12 protein-coding genes and 1 pseudogene are annotated in these 20,772 nt (G+C 57.1%); 10 read left to right on the top strand and 3 right to left on the bottom strand.

Annotated features, from left to right (window positions below; all coding sequences use genetic code 11):
- Nucleotides 1–177: 177 nt before the first annotated feature.
- The 7 genes and pseudogenes from CGZ80_RS10785 to CGZ80_RS10815 all read left to right on the top strand — a co-directional run bounded on the left by CGZ80_RS10785 (nucleotide 178) and on the right by CGZ80_RS10815 (nucleotide 12,699).
- Nucleotides 178–1,190 (top strand): annotated as a pseudogene (locus tag CGZ80_RS10785) (AAA family ATPase).
- A 56-nt stretch (nucleotides 1,191–1,246) separates the two neighbouring features.
- Complete coding sequence (locus tag CGZ80_RS10790; RefSeq protein ID WP_233148356.1) at nucleotides 1,247–2,125, top strand: DUF58 domain-containing protein; 879 nt, start codon at nucleotides 1,247–1,249, stop codon at nucleotides 2,123–2,125.
- Entirely contained in the window at nucleotides 2,122–4,203 is a 2,082-nt protein-coding gene (locus CGZ80_RS10795; protein WP_094414195.1) for a BatA domain-containing protein, read from the top strand. Before CGZ80_RS10790 ends, CGZ80_RS10795 begins: the two co-directional genes overlap by 4 nt.
- Nucleotides 4,200–6,350, top strand: a complete 2,151-nt coding sequence (locus tag CGZ80_RS10800) for a CARDB domain-containing protein (RefSeq protein WP_143543859.1) — start codon at nucleotides 4,200–4,202, stop codon at nucleotides 6,348–6,350. Before CGZ80_RS10795 ends, CGZ80_RS10800 begins: the two co-directional genes overlap by 4 nt.
- Nucleotides 6,317–9,484 (top strand): hypothetical protein, encoded by a 3,168-nt coding sequence (locus tag CGZ80_RS10805; RefSeq protein ID WP_143543860.1) that lies wholly within the window; start codon nucleotides 6,317–6,319, stop codon nucleotides 9,482–9,484. The genes CGZ80_RS10800 and CGZ80_RS10805 overlap by 34 nt, the downstream gene beginning before the upstream one ends.
- Complete coding sequence (locus CGZ80_RS10810; RefSeq protein ID WP_094414200.1) at nucleotides 9,481–10,530, top strand: prenyltransferase/squalene oxidase repeat-containing protein; 1,050 nt, start codon at nucleotides 9,481–9,483, stop codon at nucleotides 10,528–10,530. The genes CGZ80_RS10805 and CGZ80_RS10810 overlap by 4 nt, the downstream gene beginning before the upstream one ends.
- A 3-nt stretch (nucleotides 10,531–10,533) precedes the next feature.
- The gene (locus CGZ80_RS10815) at nucleotides 10,534–12,699 is read left to right on the top strand and encodes a hypothetical protein (protein ID WP_094414202.1); all 2,166 of its coding nucleotides are present in this window, start codon (nucleotides 10,534–10,536) and stop codon (nucleotides 12,697–12,699) included.
- On the opposite strand, the gene queC is transcribed toward CGZ80_RS10815, so the two are convergent.
- Together queC and CGZ80_RS10825 are read right to left on the bottom strand one after the other, a co-directional pair.
- Complete coding sequence (gene queC, locus CGZ80_RS10820) at nucleotides 12,685–13,377, bottom strand: 7-cyano-7-deazaguanine synthase QueC (protein ID WP_094414204.1); 693 nt, start codon at nucleotides 13,375–13,377, stop codon at nucleotides 12,685–12,687. The two genes, CGZ80_RS10815 and queC, sit on opposite strands and share 15 nt — an antisense overlap.
- The gene (locus tag CGZ80_RS10825) at nucleotides 13,374–14,336 is read right to left on the bottom strand and encodes a 3'-5' exoribonuclease YhaM family protein (protein WP_094414206.1); all 963 of its coding nucleotides are present in this window, start codon (nucleotides 14,334–14,336) and stop codon (nucleotides 13,374–13,376) included. Before CGZ80_RS10825 ends, queC begins: the two co-directional genes overlap by 4 nt.
- A gap of 272 nt (nucleotides 14,337–14,608) precedes the next feature.
- Between CGZ80_RS10825 and CGZ80_RS10830 the strand changes: the two genes are divergently transcribed.
- The 3 genes from CGZ80_RS10830 (at nucleotide 14,609) to ppk1 (ending at nucleotide 19,082) form a co-directional block, all read left to right on the top strand.
- The gene (locus CGZ80_RS10830) at nucleotides 14,609–15,319 is read left to right on the top strand and encodes a hypothetical protein (protein WP_143543861.1); all 711 of its coding nucleotides are present in this window, start codon (nucleotides 14,609–14,611) and stop codon (nucleotides 15,317–15,319) included.
- 325 nt (nucleotides 15,320–15,644) lie between these two features.
- The gene (locus CGZ80_RS10835; RefSeq protein WP_094414209.1) at nucleotides 15,645–16,742 is read left to right on the top strand and encodes a c-type cytochrome domain-containing protein; all 1,098 of its coding nucleotides are present in this window, start codon (nucleotides 15,645–15,647) and stop codon (nucleotides 16,740–16,742) included.
- A 90-nt stretch (nucleotides 16,743–16,832) separates the two neighbouring features.
- Nucleotides 16,833–19,082, top strand: coding sequence for a polyphosphate kinase 1 (gene ppk1, locus CGZ80_RS10840; protein ID WP_094414211.1), 2,250 nt, complete (start codon nucleotides 16,833–16,835; stop codon nucleotides 19,080–19,082).
- A 60-nt stretch (nucleotides 19,083–19,142) separates the two neighbouring features.
- Here ppk1 and purB read toward each other — a convergent pair whose 3' ends face one another.
- Nucleotides 19,143–20,591: an adenylosuccinate lyase gene (gene purB, locus CGZ80_RS10845; RefSeq protein WP_094414213.1), complete on the bottom strand. Its 1,449-nt coding sequence runs from the start codon at nucleotides 20,589–20,591 to the stop codon at nucleotides 19,143–19,145.
- Nucleotides 20,592–20,772 lie beyond the last annotated feature (181 nt).

Here is a 20,772-nt window from a genome sequence, read left to right on the forward strand (position 1 = left end):
CGGATTCGATATCGAACGGCAGGCTTCCCCTAGCTTGGGGAGCCTCTCTCTATGCTCGCCAGGTCACTTTTTTTAGTTAAACTGTGTGACCTTCCAATGGCCCTCGAATTCGACTGCCACCGCAGGCATCCGGCCGCGGATTCCCAGCCGCGAGCAGTTCACCCACCCACCGCCTTTATGTCCCGCCAACTCGACGCCCCGTCCGAAACCTTAAGTGATGATGATGTCGCAGCCATCGACGCGCTGCGTGACGCATACGGTGCACTGAAGTCTGAAATCGGCAAAGTCATCGTCGGACAGCTCGATGCGATCGAACAGCTCGCGATCTGTTTCTTTGCCAGACGTCACGCGTTGTTGGTCGGCGTACCGGGATTGGCCAAGACGCTTTTGGTCAGCAAGTTTGCGGAGACCCTGTCGCTTTCGTTCAGCCGGATCCAGTTCACACCGGACTTGATGCCGATGGACATCACCGGCACGGACATTTTGCAGGACAACGCCGAAGGCGCCGCGAATTTCAATTCGTCCGTGGCCCCGTGTTCGCCAACGTCGTCTTAGCGGACGAAATCAACCGCGCCCCACCAAAGACACAAGCGGCCCTGTTGGAAGCAATGCAAGAAAGCAACGTGACGGTGCTTGGCAAAGAGTTTGCTTTGCCGTCGCCCTTCATGGTGCTCGCGACGCAAAACCCGGTCGAACAAGAAGGCACTTATCCGCTGCCCGAGGCTCAGTTGGATCGGTTCATGTCGCTGATCGAACTTGGTTATCCGAGCGAGGCAGAGGAGATCCAAATCGCCAAGCTGACGACCGGTGCGGCGCAGCCAATGCTGGAATCGTTGCTGAACGTCGCTCAAATCTTGGACCACCAGGATTTGGTACGACGCGTTCCCGTTCCCGATCACTTGTATGAGTTCGCGGCGAAACTGGTCCGGCAAACCCGTCCGACTGGTGACACGGCGCCGGACTGGATGCTGCCCTTGGTCGCGTGGGGAGCAGGGCCGCGCGCGGTACAAAGCTTGATCTTGGGTGCGAAAAGTCGCGCGGCCTTGTACGGCAGTTACATGGTTCGTCGCGAAGACATCGTTGCGGTCGCGCCTTCAGTACTCGCGCACCGCTTGGTTCTGACCTTTGCTGCTCAAGCTGAAAAGATCTCCGCCCGCGAGATCGTCACTCGATTGGTTCAGTCGAACTGATCGCATTCTGAACCGTCGGTTCGTTTCTCCCCCCGCAACCATGCCCGCCTTTCACCTTGCCTTCGTTCTTTGATGCCCGAATCGCCGAACGCCTTGCCGCACTGCCGCTGGTAGCGCGTTCGGCCATGCTGGGCAGCGTTTCGGGACGCCACCAAAGCCCGCACCGCGGCAGCAGTGTCGAGTTCGCCGAGTACCGCCGTTACCAACCCGGCGACGACTTGCGGCGACTCGATTGGCGAGCGTACGGGCGAAGCGATCGGTACTACGTCAAAGAGTTCGAGGCCGACACGAACCTGCGGTTGATCTTAGTTCTCGATGCCAGCGGATCGATGGCGTATGCCAACAAGTTCGATGTCGCGCGGCAGCTTGCTGCGACACTGGCATACTTGGCAATCGGCCAGGGCGATGCGTCCGGCCTGGTGTCTGCTTGGGATGGCCAATACGAACACATGCCGGCCCGCCGGATCGCCGGCCAAGTCGAGCAGCTGTTTGCCCGAATGGAACGCCTGCAACCGGTCGGTGACAACGCCGTTTGCGAAGCGATCAGCGAGTTTGCCGAATCCACGCGGCAACGCGCGATGGTCGTGCTGATTTCCGATTTCCTGTTTGATCTGGATCGGCTGAAAACGTCGGTCGAACACCTGACGTTTCGCAAACATGACGTCGTCGCGTTCCACGTGATGACGGCCGAAGAGATCCGTCCCAGCTGGGATCGCCCCGTGCGGCTGCAAGACATGGAAGGCGACGAATCGATGCTGGTCGACCCTGAGGAGATCCGCAGCGGTTACGAAACCGCAGTGCGAGAATACTTGACCAACATCGAAAAACTGATGCATCGCTCAGCGGTCGACTACCACCGCATGATGACGGACGACGCGGTCGAAGACGTGTTGTCACGATTCCTCTCGGCACGACTCGGGGACGCCGCCCGATGAGTTTCCTGCGTGTGGAAGCGTTGTGGGCACTGCCGTTGGTCTTGGCCCCGCTGATCATCCATTTGCTCCATCGCCGTCGACACCCGACGATGCAGTGGCCGGCAATGATGTTTCTGTATCAGGCGACCAAGATGCGTCGCGGCCCAGCCAAATTGCGTCGATTCTTGGTTCTGGCAACGCGTGTCGCTGTCTTGGCACTGATCATCTTTGCGCTCGCGCGACCGCTTTCCAGTGGTCTGTTCGGAATCGCGGCCGGACGAATCGCTGACACGGGAAAAACGGTGATCTTGATCGACCGATCGACCAGCATGCAGCGTCGTGACACACTGGGACGCTCGCGACAAGAACGTGGCTTGGCATCGGTGATGGAGACACTGCAAACGCTGGGCATCGACCAACCGATCGTGATCGACAATGTCACGATGAAGCCGATCGTCGCTGCGGACTTGGACTCACTGACGCAAACCAGCATCGCCAAAGCTGCTGACGCACGTGCATCGATCGACACGATGATGATGACCGCGTTCGAGTATCTGGCCAATCAAGACGCGACGCTGGTCGACGTTTGGATCATCAGCGATCGAAACGCGTCCAGCTGGAATCCGGACGCGTCGACTTGGGAAGCGATGCGACGTTTCCAAGACACCTATGGCGAAGGCTTGCGGATTCATCGCTTTGACTTTGAAGCCAACGCCCGCCAGCAGAACAGCTCGGTGCGATTAACAGACTTGCGTTGGAGCAAGAACCAACCGACAAGCGAACCGTCACAACAAGAGAACGCAGAGCAGGGCGTCGAACTGCTGTTATCGGTGGTCGTCGAATCCGAACAATCTCAAGGCACCGTGCCACTGAACATCAAGATCGGAACGACGACTCACGAAGTTGACGTCACACTGACCGGCGGGAAAGCAAGCCTCGAAAATTACCCGCTCACTGTCCCGGGCATGGTCACAGGGTCCGGTCAAGCAAACTTGTACGGTTCGGTTTCACTGCCAACCGATTGCAACCCGGCCGACGACGATTGGTACTTCACGCTGTCGCCACCGATCAAACCCGTCGTCGCGATCGTCAGCGAACAGCCCTGCGATGCTTTAATCGCGATGGGCGAAGTCATCGGCGAAGTCGCGTTCGATATCGCCGGCGGCAAACTTCAAAACAGCACTGCATCAACAGGTGACGGAGCAAATGGGGCAGGGCAGGGCGGTTTGCAACTCGACGGCATCGATAGCCTGTGGTGGCAAGGTCAATTGCCGAGCGGCGAAACGGCAAAAACGATCGAAAGCTTTTGTGCAAATGGCGGCAGTGTCGCGTTCTTTCCGCCTGCCTTGCCCGACACGGCGATTCAATTCCAAGGCGTTCATTGGAATCCTTGGGAAACCGGCGAACCTGATGAGACAAGCTTTGCCGGTGTGAAGTTCATGCTGGATCAAGTCTGCACCTTTGACGGTTCTGCAGTTGCCGCGTCAACCTTGACCGATGGGACCGTTTGGCTGTCACAGCGCAAATCAGACCGAGGTAGTGTTTGGTTTTGCGGTGCTAACGTGACCGACCACCAAAACCTGTTTGTCCGGCAAGGTCTGGGTTTGTTCTCGGTGTTGGCGGAAACGATTCAGGACGTCGATCGCCAAGCGGTCCGTAATCACGAAGTCCTAGCCGGTGATGATGCGGCGAAACGGATGATCGCCACCGCGACGCAAATCAAACCCGTGCTCGTGCCACGGCAAACGTCCGATGGCGAAATGGGGTACCACCGCGGCGTCTACAGCGTCTCCATGGGCGAAACGCAAAACCGAAACGTCGCGATCAACCGCGGCGCGGACGACGATCGACAACTGGACGATCGACAACTGGACGACGAACAACTTGCCGCGCTGCTGCCGGTCCGCAGTGTCAACGTGCTGGCACTTGACGGGGCCAACTTGACCGAACCGCAGGGTGCCACTCGCGAGTTATGGGGCGGCCTGTGGCTGGCGATGATCGCTGGCCTGTTGATCGAAGGCTGGCTCTCGCTGGCATCTCGCCCCGCGACGAGCTCAACCAATTCGACGCCCAATTCAAGCATGCGAGGCCAATCATGATGTGGTTGACCTCGATTCTGGCGATCGCCGCCGGAGTCCACATTGCGATTGTGAATGTCCGACGGAGCATGCGTCGCTTCAGAACGTTGGTTTGTGAAGCGGTCCGGTGCTTATTAATCGTGGCCGCCGTAATTCTGTTTTGGCGTCCCGAGCGAACGACGCAAGTCGAACAGACCGAACCACAGCAATTGGTTGTGTTGCTGGACCGATCGAAGAGCATGGCGACCGAAGACGTCGATTCCGCCCCCATCCGTCAAACACGTTTGTCAGTGGCCGAAACGGTTCCCGACGACGAAGCGTGGAAGTCCCTCGATCCGCGATGGCAAGTCGTCACACAAGAGATCTTCGCCGATGATCCCGCGCAAAGTGACTTGGGTGCTGCGATCACACAGTGGGGCTTTGATGAATCGGCAGCCGCCTGTGTTTTGGTATCCGATGGTGACTGGAACACGGGGCGATCACCGCTTAGTGTTGTGCAAGAAAAAACCTTGCAAGCCGGGCCACAGTTCACGCTGCATACGATTCCGATCGGCCAGGATTCACGGCTTTCTGATCTCGAATTGTTTGGCGTCTCTTGTCCGACAATTGCGATCGAAGGCAAACCGCTGCGTCTGCCCTTCGCGGTCGCCAACTGGTTTCCAGACAGCCAAGCGGTCACAGTAACCTTTCGCGTCGATGGCGAAACCGTCCAGCAAAGCGACGTGACTATCGCGGCGGGGGCGCGTTTTGACGGAACCGTGCAGTGGCTCGCCACTGGCGAAGGCAATCACGACGTCAGTGTCTCCATCAGCTCGATCGCAGGCGAAAGCGACGCCACCAATAACGAATCGATTCACCAAGTCGATGTCCGTCCGGAAAGCTTGCGGGTTTTGATCATCGAATCGAAACCGCGTTGGGAATTCCGTTACCTCCGCAATGCACTGATTCGTGATCCCGGAATCGAAATCAGCAGCTTGCTCTTTCATCCGTCGCTGGAAACCGTTGGCGGTGGCGGCACCGATTACTTGGATGAATTCCCAAGCACGCAGGCCGAACTGGCAAAGTACGACGTGATCTTTTTGGGCGACGTCGGTTTGGATGCCAAACAGCTGACCGATCAACAGTGCAAGTTGCTCGCCGGTGTGGTTGCCGAACAGGCGACCGGTTTGGTGTTGATGCCCGGCCCCGAGATGCGGCAGGCGACGCTCGAATCCACCGAACTGCAATCCCTGATTCCGGTGATCTATGACGATGCGGGCACGCACGAATCGGGTGCCGACGCGATTGGGCATTTCGCATTGACCGAACCCGGACGTTCGAGCTTGCTAACGCAACTCGCCGACATCCCATCCGACAATTGGAAACTCTGGCAATCGCTTCCAGGATTCTTTTGGTTTGCGGCGACCTCGCGAGCCAAGAGCGGCAGCGAAGTTCTGGCCGTCCATGCCGAATCGGCCAACGACTACGGGCGTCTGCCGCTTTTGGTGACCCGACGATTCGGTGCCGGTAAAATCTTGTGGATGGGAACCGACGCGGCTTGGCGTTGGCGGATGGGAGTCGAAGACAAATATCACTATCGCTTCTGGGGTCAAGTGATCCGCTGGATGGCATACGGGCGAAACATGGCGGTCGGTCAATCGATGCGGCTGATTTACCAACCCGAACAGCCGACCGTTTCGTCAAGTGTTTCACTTCGCGCCAGCGTGATGACGTCCGCAGGCGAACCGTCCAGCGAAGCCAATGTCGACCTGATGATCGAAACGACGAGCGGCGAATCCAAATCGATCCGCTTGTCACGCAGCGAAGGTGACTGGGGTGTGTTCGTGGGAGAAACGATCTTCGACGAGATAGGCAGCCACAAAGTCACGCTGCGTCACCCGAGCGAAGACGAGACGCTGGAAACGGAAATCCAAGTGCAGGGCAGGGCAGTGGAGGCGATCGGCCGGCCAGCTCGATTGGATGTCATGGCAGATCTGGCGCGACTCGGACGAGGGCAAGTCTTTGCGGCAACGAACCTCGGCTCGTTGGTTAACACGTTGAACGAACAGATCCAACAAAACCAGAAAACTCAAACGACTCGCTTGTGGCAACACCCGATCGTGTTGCTGGGAATGATCGCAGGCCTGAGTCTGTTTTGGACCTTACGCAAATGGGCGGGGGCGTTGTAATGCACCTGGAATTGCCAAACGTTCTGACTGAAAAACTGCAGCAATATCGCCAAGCGGTCATCCGCCGTGCGATTGCCAAAGTCATCAGCCTGGCCGCCGCGACCGTCGTGTTGACGTTGTTGATCTTGGTGACCCTCGATCGTACGACCGACGTTCCGTCAGCAATCCGGTCGCTGTTCTGGCTTGCCTGCGGCACGGTGCTGGTCGGCGGAATCGTGTTTGTCTTGCGTTCGATCGCATCGCACCGATCTGCTGCGGCGATCGCCAAAGAGATCACACAGTACGATGCGTTGTTTGGCGACCACCTGCTTGGTGCAATCGAATTGGCGGATAGCGCCATGGAGCAAAAGCGATCGATGCGGTTGTGCCAAGCCGCGCTGCAACAAGTGGCTGACGAAACCGCCAAACGCAACCTGCTGAACTTGCTGCCGCCACAACCGATGACGACCAGTCGTCGGATCACCAGCCTTTCAGCGATTTTGATGATCGCCTTGGCAGCATTTCTGCCGCAAGTCACTTGGAACTCGATCCGACGGATCGTCAATCCGTTTGCAGCGATCGAACGGCTGACACTCGTCCAGCTCGACCACATCGCGGAGACACACGTGGTGCCGCGCGGCGAAGCGACAACGTGGGCGGTCGAGTCTGATCCGAACAGTCGCTGGCAACCTCAACAAGCTGACTTGGAGATCAACGGTTTAGGCACGCTGAGCGGTAACCTTGTCGATGGGCTGTATACGTTTCAGATTCCGCCGTTGACGCAAGCATCCGATGCGGTGCTGCAAATCGGTGACGCGGATCGCGTGGTTCAGCTTCAACCGGTCGAACGCCCACAGCTCGCCAGCGTCAGCGCGACGGTGTTCTTGCCCGACTACTTGCAGGTCCAGCAGCAAGCCCGCCAAGTCGAACCAACCGGAAACGTGTTTTCGGTTTTGGAAGGCTCACGCCTCACCTTGCACCTACAAACTACCGCGGCGCTGCAATCGGCAACCGTCGATGGTGAAGCGGTCACAGTGAATGGCAAGACTTTCGACGTCGAGATTGCGGCCGAACAAAACGAAGTAGCCTTGTCATTCACCGACAACCAAGGCATCACCGCCGCATCGGAATCAGTGATTCGTTTTGAACGAACGGTCGACCGAGCACCGACGATTTTGATTGACGAAGCAAACGTTCCGTCACGGGTATTGCACCAACAACAACTCCGTTTCTTGCTGACTACCGAAGACGACTTTGCCGTCCGCAAAGTAGGGCTGGAATGGTCCAATGAAAATGGCTCGGGTGAACGCATCATCGGCCCCGATGATCAAAGCGAGACGTTGACTGCGTTGTTCAGTCCGATCGCGTTCGGTGTTCAAGAAGGCGAAACGGCGATCCGATTTTGGGCCGAAGATGACTTACCCGGCCGAGCTCGTGTTTACAGCCCGGCGACCTCTCTCACGGTGCTATCGACGGAAGATCACGCCGTCTGGATCGGTGACCAACTGACACGCTGGCGGCAGGGTGCGATCGAAGTCCGCGATCGTGAGTTGCGTTTGCTGTCGGCGAACCGTGACCTGATGGCTGTCCCCGAATCCGAACGTGACGTGAAGTGGCGCCGGCAACTGGCCGAGCAAGCCGCCGCCGAAGCTGACAACGCGCGGCGATTGAAAATGATTGTCCAGGAAGGCAAGGCGATCCTTTCGCAAGCCGCTTCCAACGACCAAATTCCGGCGAACAATTTGGAAGGACTCGCCCAGTCGATCAACGCCCTCGATGACTTGGCCAACGGACGTATGCCACGCGTTGCCGAAATGCTGAACGAGGCGAGCGAAGCGGTCGAAGAATCGAAGTTCGCAGCCAACGCGGATATGGAATCCAGCCAAGGCGAACTCCCAGATTCTGATGATTCGTCGACAGCCCCAGGCAACGAAGCTGCCGGTGACGTGTCAAACCCCGAGCGATTGGGCTTGTCCGACACCACCATCATCGACACCTCCGCCGCCGGAAAGAAACCCAAAGAGAAGAAAGCCTCCGCCAAACAAAAATTGGCCGAAGCGGTCGAAGACCAAGCCGAACTCGTTGCCAAGTTCGATGCCGTGGCCGACCAACTGCGCGAACTGCTGGGACAGATGGATGGCAGCACGTTGGTCAAACGGATGAAAGCGATCAGCCGTCTGCAAGATCGCGTTGCCGGACGACTTTCGAAATTCATCAGTCGCGGCTTCGGACGTCCGACCGTCGAAGGCGAAACCGAAGTCGAAGCCAGCTTGGCGGATACCGACGAAACGGTCACGCGTTTGCAAAGCGTGATGGATGACTTGCAAGCGTTCTTGAAACGTCGCGACATTCGCTCGTTCCGCGTCGTTTACGAGGAGATGAAAAACGACAGCGTTCTGGATCAACTTCGATTGCTGAAACGACAAATCCCGGTTCATCCCGGAACGTCGATCGCGGCCGCAGAATTCTGGGCTGACAACTTGGACCGTTTGGCGGACGACTTGATCGAACCGCCACCGCCAAACGATGACCAGGAAAACGAAGGCGGCAAACAAAAGAAATCACTCGACCCCGAAATTGTGCTCGAAGTCCTGCGTGTACTGAAGTCCGAAGTCGACTTGCGTGAAGAGACTCGCCAAGCCGAACGTGGACGCGAAGCAATGAAGCCCAACGACTATGCCTCCGAAGCGATCCGTCTAAGCGAATCGCAAGATTTGATTCGCGATCGACTCGATCAAGTCATCGATTCGCTGCAGACCGATCGTGAATCAGCGATCCAATTTGCCGCCGAAGCAGAGGTACTCAGTTCCGCCCGCGCCGCGATGGTGGATGCATCAGAATCAATGGTCCGGCCCGACACCGGCCCCGATGTGATCGCCGCGCAGACCGAAGCGATCGAGTTGTTGCTGCGAAGCCGAAAGGTCGATCCCAGCTCCGGTGGCGGATCAAACTCGGCATCGTCGAGCGGCGGTAACACTGACCAAGAGGCGATCAAACTGGTCGGCGACGCGTTGAACGAATTGGCCGAACAACGCTCCGGCGAAGTCAGCACGTCTACGGGAGCGTCGTCCTTTGAAGTACCCGAGCGGATGCGTGCTGACCTCGACCGATACTTCATGCGACTCGAACAACGCCTCGGAGGAACCTCGCAATGAGAATGATTCTCGTCGCCGTCACCTTATCGAGCCTGCTCGTGTGCTCGTCCAATCGCGTCTGCACCGGCCAAGACCCCCGTCGCCAACAAGTCGCGATCGGGCAAGAGGTCCCGCGCGAGGTGCGTGAGATCTATCACAACGGCCTGAATTTTCTGAAACGAACCCAAGACGATCGCGGCACCTGGCCCGCTGGCGAGTCAGCCGGTCCGGGGACGACGTCGCTCGCGCTGCTCGCGTTCCTAGCCTCTGGCGAAGATCCCAACCTCGGTCCCTACCGTGAAACGATTCGCAAAGCCTTGCGACACATCATCGCCAGCCAGAACGAAAAAACGGGCTACATGGGGCCAAGCATGTATCACCACGGGTTCGCGTTGCTTGCGCTCAGCGAAGCGTATGGCATGGTGGATGACCGCGACCTGTTTGCGGACAGTCCTGTCGGTGCGCGTCCGCTGGGGCAAGCTGTCGAGCTGGCCGTTCGCTCCGCGCTCACGTCACAACAACGCAATCGGGCGAAGGCATGGCGTTATTCGCCTGGCGCGAGTGATGCCGACACTTCCGTTTCTGGCGCGGTGCTGATGGGATTGCTGGCCGCCCGCAACGCCGGTATCGAAGTCCCTGACGAGGCGATCAATTCGGCGATCGAATACTTCGCCGCGATGACCGCGACCGACGGAACGGTCGGATACACCACGGCAAGCCAAGGCGGCTTGGAATCGCTCGCTCGCAGCGGTATCGCGAACTTGGTCATGGCAATCGCCCGCCGCAAAGACCTGCCCGAGTATCAACAAACCGGCCAGTATTTGATTCAGCACAAAGGCGACGATCCGGGCTGGCCCGAGTACGCACGGTACTACCAAGCCCAAGCGTTGTTTCAGTGGGACCTGGATGTCTGGAACCGTTGGAACGAAGACCTGATCCGCAGCCTGAAAAGCCAACAAAAGGACGACGGCAGTTTTGAAGGCGAACTGGGCGTGACCAACAGCACGTCGATGTCGCTTCTCGCTCTCGGCGTCAATTTCCGTTTCTTGCCCATCTACGAGCGATAACGAATGATGCGGCAAGAAACGACATCGACCGGCCTTTCAATTTGCATCGCGTTGATCGCAACACAGTTCGTGGCATCGCTTTTCGCAGCGACGTTGCACGCACAAGGTCCAGCGGAGATGACATTCCATTTCCAGGATACCAGCGTGATCAACGGGACGCTTGGCGAAGCAAACCGTGATGATGCGATCGGGTTTCAAAGCGACCTGCTGTCCGGCCCGGCCCAATCGTCGATCGAAAACTTGCTGGAAGCAGGCTTGGTGACGCCGTCAACCGCGAGCAACGAATTCGATCAAGACAGCTTTGCGGCACGACTGGTCGATGACAGTCAACTCGTCGGTCGAATCAACCAGTGGAACGCCGACGCGATTCAAATCGATTCGCCAGCTCTCGGGGCGATCACCATTGGGCGAGAACAACTGGTCAGCTTGCGTCGCTTGGTCGACGTGCCACAACGTGTCGCTTCACTTTCGTCGCTGCCATACCGTTTCGAGCTTCAACCCGGATGGCGATTTGATTCGGGTCATTTGATCGGCGATCAGCCCGGATCGATGGTCAGCCGTTTGCAGTTGCCCGAGCGATTCAGATTGCTGGTTGATATCGAGTGCCTTGGCGAGGCGAACTTGCAACTTGCCCTCGGTGATCGTGCTGACAGCGGGGCAGGGCAGGGGAGTCGTTTTCGATTGGGCGGATCGGTATCACGATCGCCTGAAGAACAACTGGTCACACACGCCGAATGGTTCGGCAGCAGCGTTTCGCTCGTTCGTGGAAATGCGAGTATTGCCGACGTGGCGGTGTTTCCGCTAACCAACCCCAATCGTCTGTGGCTGGAATTTCGCGTCGACCAACGCGAGGGACGATTCGTTGCCCTGTCTGGCGGTATCGAAGTCGGGCGTGCAGAACTCCACGAAGCCGTTCCGGCGATTCGCCAGTCACTCACGCTGACCAACCGCGGCGATGCGATTCGTGTAAAGCGGATGGAAGTGATGCGTTGGGATGGCCAATCGGACGAGCCAGCCGAACTGCCAAACGCACAAACGAAACTTCGCGATGACACGACGATCGATCATGCCATCGCATCCGGCGAAGTTGATTTGGCAGACATCCGTTCGATCGGTTTTGGCCGTGCCGTCGATCCCGCCAACGCCTGCGAAATCACGCTTCTGGACCAAACCCGCTTGCGTGGCCAACTGCAAAAATCGGAAGACGGCAAAGTAGTGATCGTCAATCGATTTGGTCAGTCGTTCCAAATTGATCCTTCGCAAATTCGACGAATCATTGGCGTCGCCAAGCACCTGAAACCGAGTCCTGGTGTTCAACTGCGAAACGGAGAACAACGATTGGTTGGGCAGCTGGTTGCCCCCAAGACGACGCCGGGACTGATCGATCTACGCTGCCCGATGTTGGACGACGTCGTCGGCGTGCTGGCGAATCCTGAGTCGCGAATCGAATTCGCAATGGATCCCCAGGGCAGCGATTCCAACGCATCATTCCAGCCGACGTTGGTACTGCAAAGTGGCGACCGAATGCGCGGCTCCTTCGAATCGTTCAATGATCAAAGCTTGTCCTTCGCGGGTCAGTTCTCGATGCCTTGCCAGATCCCTGACGACGCGATGGGGCAGTTTCTGTTGCAACCGATGGCGCCCCCAGGCGCTCAAGCGTTGCGTTATGCACTGAGCGTTCCCAGGATTCAAAAAGGGAATCCACCAAGCCATTTGCTGATCTCGCCACAAGGTGACTTGCTGCGTGGGCGACTGCTGCGACTCGATCAAGATGCGGCGACGATGGAGATCCGCCAAGTCGAACGGCGCATCCCCAGGACCTCGATCGGATCGATCGTGCGTTTAAAATCGCTGAGCGGACCGACGTTTCAAGGTCAATCGATCAACGTCGAAGCGGTGATCATCACGCAAGCGAACGAACGTCTGTCGCTCGCCAACGTTCGCTACGATCAAAATCAATTCGAAGGCGACCATCCCCAATTCGGACACTGCCAAATTCCGATGTCTGCGATCCGCATGGCTTGGCTGGGCGATCGCCCTGACCAGCCAAACGAAACGTGGCAATTGCGGCCAACGAAAGATCCGCGTTCGTATGAGGATCCGCTGGCTAACGAATCATCCGCTGAAGAATCACCCGTTGATGATTCGAAGGCTTCAGCCGATCAGTGACGGGTCGGTCAGGCCGTTCTCGCTAAAGCCTTTTAAACGCAGCAGACACGCGTCGCAGTTTCCGCATGGCTTGCCGCCTTCGCCTGGGTCGTAGCACGAAAGCGTCATCGAGTAATCGACACCGAGGGCCAGACCTTTGGCGATGATCTGGGCTTTGGTCAAATCGATCAGCGGCGTGTGAATGGTCAACGCTTGGCCTTCGACACCGGCCTTTGTCGCCAGGTTTGCCATCTTTGAAAAGGCGTCGATGTATTCGGGCCGGCAATCGGGATAGCCGCTGTAATCAAGTGCGTTGACACCGATGAAGATGTCCAATGCGTGAATCGTTTCGGCCATCGCCAAGGCAAGCGACAGAAAAACGGTGTTGCGTGCCGGGACGTAGGTCACAGGGATTTCGCTGCCGATCTGGTCGACCGAGTCCGACTTGGGGACAACGATCGAAGCGTCGGTCAGGGCCGAACCGCCGAACTGTGACAGATTGATGTCGACGATGTGATGTGACGCGATAGAGAACTGTTCGGCGAGCTTCTGGGCACGCTGCAGTTCATATTCGTGGCGTTGTCCATAGCGAAAGCTGATGGCGTGGACGTCAAACCCGTCTTGCTTGGCGATTGCCAAACAAGTCGCACTGTCCAAACCGCCAGACAACAAGACAACGGCAGGTCGTTGTTCGCTCACTGCTTCTTCCAAAGTTTTCGGCCAATCGAAGGATGATAGCTCGTCCAGTTTTCGCTGTTGGTCAGATCCGACTCGATCAAGCTAGTAAACGAAGTGATCTTGGCATCCATATTGTCCAAGTGATGCAGCGTGATCGCTTCGAGGGTAGAGGGCAGACGCGGGCTGCCGTATTCGAGTTGCCCGTGGTGTGAAACGATCAGGTGCTCGAGTTGGATTTTCAAATCAACGGGGAACTCGTTCCCCGAGTCGCTTTCGTACTGTTTGACGGCGGCGTCCAGCATTTGGATTCCGATCACGATGTGGCCGACCAGTTGGCCACGATCGGTGTAGGTCAGTTCGCCGCTGGCCGAGATCTCTTCGATCTTGCCAAGGTCGTGCAAGAACGCCCCAAACATCAATAGCTCGACATCCAATCGCGGATACCGTGGTCCCACGAACTGGCAAAGTTGCATCAAGTCCACGGTGTGACGAAGCAGTCCGCCCGGGTAGGCGTGGTGATTGGAAACTGCGGCAGTCGCGACTTTTAATCGGGCGACGAAGGCATCATCAGCAAGCCAGGACTGTCCCAATCCCCGCAAGTAAACGTTGCTCATCCCATCGATCAGTTGACGCAGCTCATCGATCGCGGTGTCCGACGCCGCCGCGTCGAACTGTTCGAAGTCTTGCAGGTCGACCTCTTGTTCGTCGAGAGATTCGATGTCGGTCAAAATCACCTGCAAGGCACCTTGGTGAACTTGGGTGCGACCACGACCGTGGATGTATCCGCCGCGTTCCAGGTCCTCGTAGTCCGAGTCCTCGACATTCCACATCATCGCAATGATGCTGCCTGTACGGTCGGCCAGTTTTAGCAGCAGGTATTTGCCGCCTTGCCGATTGACGCGAAGTTGTTTGTCGGCCAATCGGAACGGCTGATCAATCGCAAAGCCGTCGGTCAATTCGTTGATGGGCGTACGCGTCACGGAGCATTCTTCTTTTGCGACAAGAATTCGAAATCAGATGGACGCTCCGCCTGGGCACGCCCGGTGACTTATTCGGTCATGCACAGCATCTCGCTAAAACCTGCTCAGGTCAATTGTCCCTTACACCATGAGGGGAATTCGGCAAATCCGAAGGCGGGGAACCCTCCGAGGACAAACCGCTCGAACCGAATCGACAAATCTCGCCCCACCCCCGCAAAAGGACACAAGGGCTTCGTTTCCTTTTCACAATAGCTATACTGTGGGGTATGTCGATGCAGACCTCTTCTACCGCAGCGGCGCGCAGCAGCGTCAACCTGATTCGATCGAGCCACACCTGGACGGAAGCCGAAAGCGCCGCCGGTTTTGTGCTTCGCTATCTCACGCCGATGCGACGACTGCTGATCAAGACACTTGGTTCAGAGCAAGAGGCCGATCAGGCGTTGAGAATTCTGCTGACCCATTTGGTGTCTGCGGGATTTGGTGAACACCGCAAAGGTCACCTCCGGGATTATTTGGCCAAGGCTGTCCGGTCTTGCGCGAAAGCACGGCTGACCGAACGGGGTGATCTGGACGAAGACGCGATCAACCAACAGTGCGCCGCGCTTACACCGGATTCTAAAAAGTGGCTGCTGCTGTGGCGCGACGGGCTGCTCGAACGAGCTTGGCGGGCACTGGAACGTCAAGAACACCAGGACCGAAGCCGTCCGCTTTACACGATCTTGTGGACGAGCACGATCAATTCGAAAGTGACTCCGGATGAACTCGCCCAGCTAGTCGAAGGCAAAACGGGAACGCGTCCAGATCAGTCGCAGCTACAACAGTTGAAACTCGAAGCCAAAGCGGCCTTCGCACAATTGCTTGCCGATGAAGTTGTCGAAACACTGCATACCGCAGACAAGGTCTCGGTGAAGAACGAGATCAATCGTCTCGGTATCGGAAGCGCGTTTCATGGCTTGAACGTCGAAGCCAAAGAGCCCAGCTAGTCCTGCCGTCCGACCGGTTTTGGCTGGCAACTCTTCTCAATCAGCTGGCCATCAGTTTCAGCCAAACGCCCAATGTCACAGCCGTGCCGGGACAGGTTTGTGATGAGTACGGATTTTTGCCGGTGAATCGGTGGTGGTCGCATTTTTTGTTTGACCATCTATGGCATAATGTGACCACGATTGATCTAGGGAACTAGAGCGATCCGTCCCACCTTTCAAGCCGCAAACGGCCGTCTATCCCACCTCACACTTCAATGTCCGAGGAATCCACGGGTGCGGTGCGTCCCGTCGATCGCGACGCGGTTTCCAGAATCGGAGTCATACGATGCCATCAGAATTCAACACCCGTGTATTTCGAGCCCGTGCATTTCAAGCTCGTGTCGCCCACACACCTTCAGTTGTTTTGCATTGGTTTCGACCGATCGTAGCAATCGCATGCCTTGGGATCGTTTGCAATCTGGCAACCGCACAAGACCGTGTGCCTCTTAACGAAGACGGCCATGTCATGGACTTCGAGCGAGACATTCGGCCAATCTTTATTGCACGGTGCTTTGAATGCCACAATGCGAAGGAAGCCAAGGCTGACTTCCGCATCGATGATGCCGAAACGGTACTCAGTTATCTAGAACCGGGTGACGCCGAATTAAGCACGATGTTTGCTGATTACATGTTGTCCGATGATCCAGACATGATGATGCCGCCGCCAGCGAAGGGCGGTCCGTTGTTGCCAGCCGAATTGGCCATGATCCGTGTCTGGATCAATGAAGGCGCCAACTGGCCTGAGGGCGTGACGGTCTCGGCGACGCCGCTGGAGGAGATGTTGGAAACCGACCTCGAAGCCCCCCAAGGCGATGACTCGGAAAAGTCTTTGGTCGAGCGAGTCTGGTCGTTCCAAGGGTTCTTTCACCCAGCTACCGTCCACTTCCCAATCGCGTTGTTTCTGCTCGGCGGTGCGTTCGTTGTGCTCGGTTGGAAATGGCCCGCGATTGGTACTCAAGTCCCATTGGCATGTTTGCTGATCGGTTCATTGACGGCAATCGCGTCAACCGCGATGGGCTGGTCATTTGCCGTCGAAGAAGGCTACGGGTCATGGACCAAAGTCGATTTTGACAGCGAGGTCTTCTGGCATCGATGGAGTGGCGTTATCGTGACGGTACTGTCGGTCGTGTTTGCGTTGATCGCGCTGTCCGGACTGCGTCGCCAAGACCCGTCGAAAGCCAAAATTTGGAAATCAGGTCTGCTGCTGATCGCCGTTCTGGTCGGATTGGTCGGACACCAAGGTGGTGAGCTCAGCTACGGCAAAGATTTCTACCCCAAGGCGTTCCGGATCCTTTTCGGTGCCGCGGATACCCCTGAGGACATCGTCAGCGAAGACGAAGCCGCATTCGAAACGCCAACCGATCCTGACAGCAGCGAATCCTGATCCTATTTCAATTCAAGCGACGGATGCGATCGGCGGTACGCCTTTGCGGCTTCGCCGCCCACACGTCGTCTGACTGCGCAGGGGAATCGAGTGCCAAAGGGTGAAAAAGACAAAGCGGCCAAAGAGAAGCCGGCGGCAAGCCAATCAGCCCGTCAAAAATCGCCGCAAGCTGCGGTGAACGAGCCGCTGCCGGACGATCGGTTCCTCAATCGCGAATTGACTTGGCTGGCCTTCAACGAACGCGTTCTCGCCCAAGCCGCCAATGACGCGTTGCCTATTTTGGAACGCGGTAAATTCCTGGCGATCACCAGCTCGAACTTGGACGAGTTCATGATGGTGCGGGTCGGCGGTCTAAAAATCCTTCATCAACGCAATCCCGGCAACCGCGACCCGGCCGGGATGGTCGCTGTGGAGCAATTGCAAGCCGTCGCCAAGAAAGGTCATGAAATTGTCTCGCGGCAGTACGAAGTCTTCCGCGATTCGGTGCTTCCCAAAATGGAAGCCGCCGGGATTCACCAAGTCGACTTGGATCGTGAAGGCGAAACCGCGTTTCATACCGCACTGAATCGGTTCCAAGACGATGTCTTTCCGGTGCTCTCGCCGCAAGCAGTCACACTGGAACGTTTTCCGCTTTTGCCGGGACTGGGACTGAACGTCCTGGTCCGATTGACCAAGGATCCTAAGTCTCGATTGGGTGCGGCGAACGTTCGTCCGGACACCGTTTCCGAAGCGGGCGATGATGACCAGCTGACTTCCGAATACGCGTTGATCCCGATCGGCAAAGCAATCCCGCGCGTGATGTCGATTACCGGGGACAGTCGTCACGGATACATCCTGCTGGAAAACCTTGTCACTCACTTCGTCGCGGATTTTTTCCCCGGCCGTCATGTTGAAGAGTGCTTCGCGTTTCGGCTGACCCGCAACGCCGACATCGAACTTCGTGAAGACGAAGCGAGCGATTTGCTGGGCGGCATGGAAGAAGTCTTGGAAAACCGCCGTTACTCGCGACCGGTGCGACTGGAGTACTGGTCCTCGGCAAGCGAAGAAGCCGTCGAGTTCTTGCGCACCGCACATCAGCTTCATGAAGAAGACCTCTACCCCATCGACGGACCGATCGACCTGAGTTTTCTGTTTGCACTGCATGGCATCGAAGGCTTTGACCACCTGCGTGACGAACCTTGGCCCGCCAAGCCGCACCCACGGATCGATCCCGAAGAAAAAATGTTTTCGACGATCGCCGAGGGCGACCTGTTGTTAGTGCACCCTTACGAGCGATTCGATTCGGTCGTGCGACTGATCGAGGAAGCTGCTGTCGATCCCGACGTACTGGCGATCAAACAGGTCTTGTACCGTACCAGCAAAAACAGCCCCGTCGTTGCGGCTTTGGAACGCGCAGCAGAACGCGGCAAGTACGTCACCGCGATTGTCGAACTCAAAGCCCGCTTTGACGAAGCCCGAAACATCGAATGGGCACGCGAGATGGAACGGGCCGGCGTGCAGGTCATCTATGGCATTCACGGGCTGAAAACCCACGCCAAGATCTGCATCATCGTCCGCCGCGAACAAACCGGCGTCGTCCGCTACATGCATTTCGGCACAGGGAACTATAACGAGGTCACATCGAAGCTTTATGGTGACATCTCGCTGCTGACCAGCGACGAGGTATTGGGCCATGACGCGACGACGTTCTTCAATGCCATCACAGGCGCCAGCCAGCCGCGTGCAATGGAAGAACTCGCCGCCGCACCGACCGGAATACGAAAACGGATCCTCGATCTGATCGAAGGCGAAACCAGTCGGTGCCTGCAAGGCGGACGCGGCAAGATCACCGCGAAGCTGAATGCGTTGGTCGATACCCAAGTCATCGACGCGCTTTACAGAGCCAGTCGGGCGGGCGTCGAAATCCGCCTGAACGTGCGCGGACAATGCTGCCTTCGCCCAGGCGTCAAAGGGCTGAGTGAAACGATCAAAGTTGTCTCGATCGTCGATCGATTCCTTGAACACGCTCGGATTCTAAAGTTCCATCAAGGCGGCGACGAGAAGCTCTTTATTAGCAGCGCAGACTGGATGCCGCGTAACCTTGATCGACGCGTAGAACTGTTAGTCCCTGTCAGTGACGCTGCATGCAGCCAACGACTGAAAGAAGTCTTGGCGACGTATTTCCAAGACAACACCAACGCATGGCTGATGAACTCCAGCGGCGAGTACAAACTCGCTAAAGCCGGCAAGCACCCTGAACTGCGTTCGCAGCGAGTACTTTACGAAGAAGTTGTTGAACAGTGGCAAAAAGCTGATGCCCACCGGCGAACAACGTTTCGACCGATTCGAGCGGGCGAATAAGTCCAGCCATAAGCTCCACCGTGGGGGTGCGTCCCCACGGTTTATTCGTAACCAAGCAAGCTAGACGGTGACTTCGACGCTTAACGAATCGCCATCGCTGTAACGTTTGCGGATCGGCTCGATCTGTTCGGCGATGAACTCGTCAACTTGCTCAGGCGCCCGCCCGACGAAATCAAGCGGGTTGATTTCATTGCTGAATTCGACCGCCGAGAACGCGGGGTCGTTCTTCAATCGCTCGATCATATCATTGGGCAAGCCTTCGGCGTTGACGCGTTCGGCAACCTCGCGGCTGTGAACACGAATCCGCTCATGCAAGTCCTGGCGATCTCCGCCAGCTTCGACCGCACGCATCATGATGTTTTCGGTTTCCATGTACGGCAGCTCTTTGGCCAAGTTATGCGTCACGGTCTTCGGATAGACCACGAAACCGCTGGCGATATTTTGCATCAACACCAGTGAAGCATCGATCGCCAAAAACGCTTGTGGGATGACCAGACGGCGGTTCGCGCTGTCGTCCAACGTGCGTTCCATCCACTGCGTTGCGGCCGTCATCGCAGGGCTGCTTTGCAAGCTGATCACGTAGCGAGTCAACGCACAAATTCGTTCGCTACGCATTGGGTTGCGTTTGTACGGCATCGCCGACGAACCGATTTGATGCTTTTCGATCGGCTCTTCGACCTCCTTGCGGCTGGCCAGCAAACGCACGTCGGTGGCAATCTTGTGCAAGCTTTGTGCGATGCCGCTGAGTGCATCCAAAAGTTGCGCGTCGACTTTTCGTGGATAGGTCTGACCGGTCACGGAGTAGACCTGCTCGAAGCCCATTTTTTCTGCGACACGACGTTCCAGCTTGCGAACCTTGTCGTGGTCGCCGCCGAACAGCTGCAAGAAGCTCGCCTGCGTCCCGGTGGTGCCTTTCGCACTGCGAGCACAAAGTGTCTTCAAGCGATGCTCGACTTCCTGAAGGTCTAGCACCAAATCGTACGTCCAAAGCGTGCAGCGTTTCCCGATAGTGGTCGGCTGTGCAGGTTGAAGGTGAGTGAAACCCAGGCAGGGTAGGGCACGCTGCTGGGCCGCAAAGGTGGCCATCGCGTCGATGGTGGCGGCGAGTCGACGGGCGACCAACTGCATCGCGTCACGGATCAAAATCACGTCGGCGTTATCGGTGATGAAGCAACTGGTTGCCCCCAAGTGAATAATCCCTTTGGCATTGGGGCACTGATCACCGTAGGCTTCGACGTGAGCCATGACGTCATGGCGGCGGATTCGCTCGTACTCCTTCGCCACGTCGAGATTTAATTCGGTGCGAAATTTGCGGAGCTCGTCCAGTTGAGCGTCGCTGATGTCGATTCCCAGTTCTTGTTCGCTTTCAGCGAGGGCGATCCACATGTCTCGCCAAGTTCGAAACCGACGCTGCGGCCCCCAAAGGGTTGCCATTTCGCGAGAAGCGTAGCGCTCGATCAGAGGATTTTGGTACGGGGTATCGGCGGATGGCGAGGCAGTTTGGGTCATTTTGGAGAATTGCGGAGTGTCGGAATTTACGGCGTTTCGCGGTTAATTTGAGTTCGATAACATACTGTTGTTCCCATGCCTGGCAATTCGTCAATCAGTCCATTCGCTGCGGACCGGATAGGACGGACTGGCCTGAGCGTCTGGGAATGACGATAGCGTGGATGCGATTGCGAGGAATTCC

It is taken from the genome of Rhodopirellula sp. MGV (assembly GCF_002251265.1).
GTDB lineage: Bacteria > Planctomycetota > Planctomycetia > Pirellulales > Pirellulaceae > Stieleria > Stieleria baltica_A.

What these genes read in the sequence shown, in the direction of transcription:
- CGZ80_RS10835 (WP_094414209.1), top strand. Translation starts at nt 15,645, where the DNA reads ATGCCATCAGAATTCAACACCCGTGTATTTCGAGCCCGTGCATTTCAA.
- CGZ80_RS10810 (WP_094414200.1), top strand. Translation starts at nt 9,481, where the DNA reads ATGAGAATGATTCTCGTCGCCGTCACCTTATCGAGCCTGCTCGTGTGC.
- CGZ80_RS10815 (WP_094414202.1), top strand. Translation starts at nt 10,534, where the DNA reads ATGATGCGGCAAGAAACGACATCGACCGGCCTTTCAATTTGCATCGCG.
- purB (WP_094414213.1), bottom strand. Translation starts at nt 20,591, where the DNA reads ATGACCCAAACTGCCTCGCCATCCGCCGATACCCCGTACCAAAATCCT.
- CGZ80_RS10795 (WP_094414195.1), top strand. Translation starts at nt 2,122, where the DNA reads ATGAGTTTCCTGCGTGTGGAAGCGTTGTGGGCACTGCCGTTGGTCTTG.
- CGZ80_RS10830 (WP_143543861.1), top strand. Translation starts at nt 14,609, where the DNA reads ATGCAGACCTCTTCTACCGCAGCGGCGCGCAGCAGCGTCAACCTGATT.
- CGZ80_RS10800 (WP_143543859.1), top strand. Translation starts at nt 4,200, where the DNA reads ATGATGTGGTTGACCTCGATTCTGGCGATCGCCGCCGGAGTCCACATT.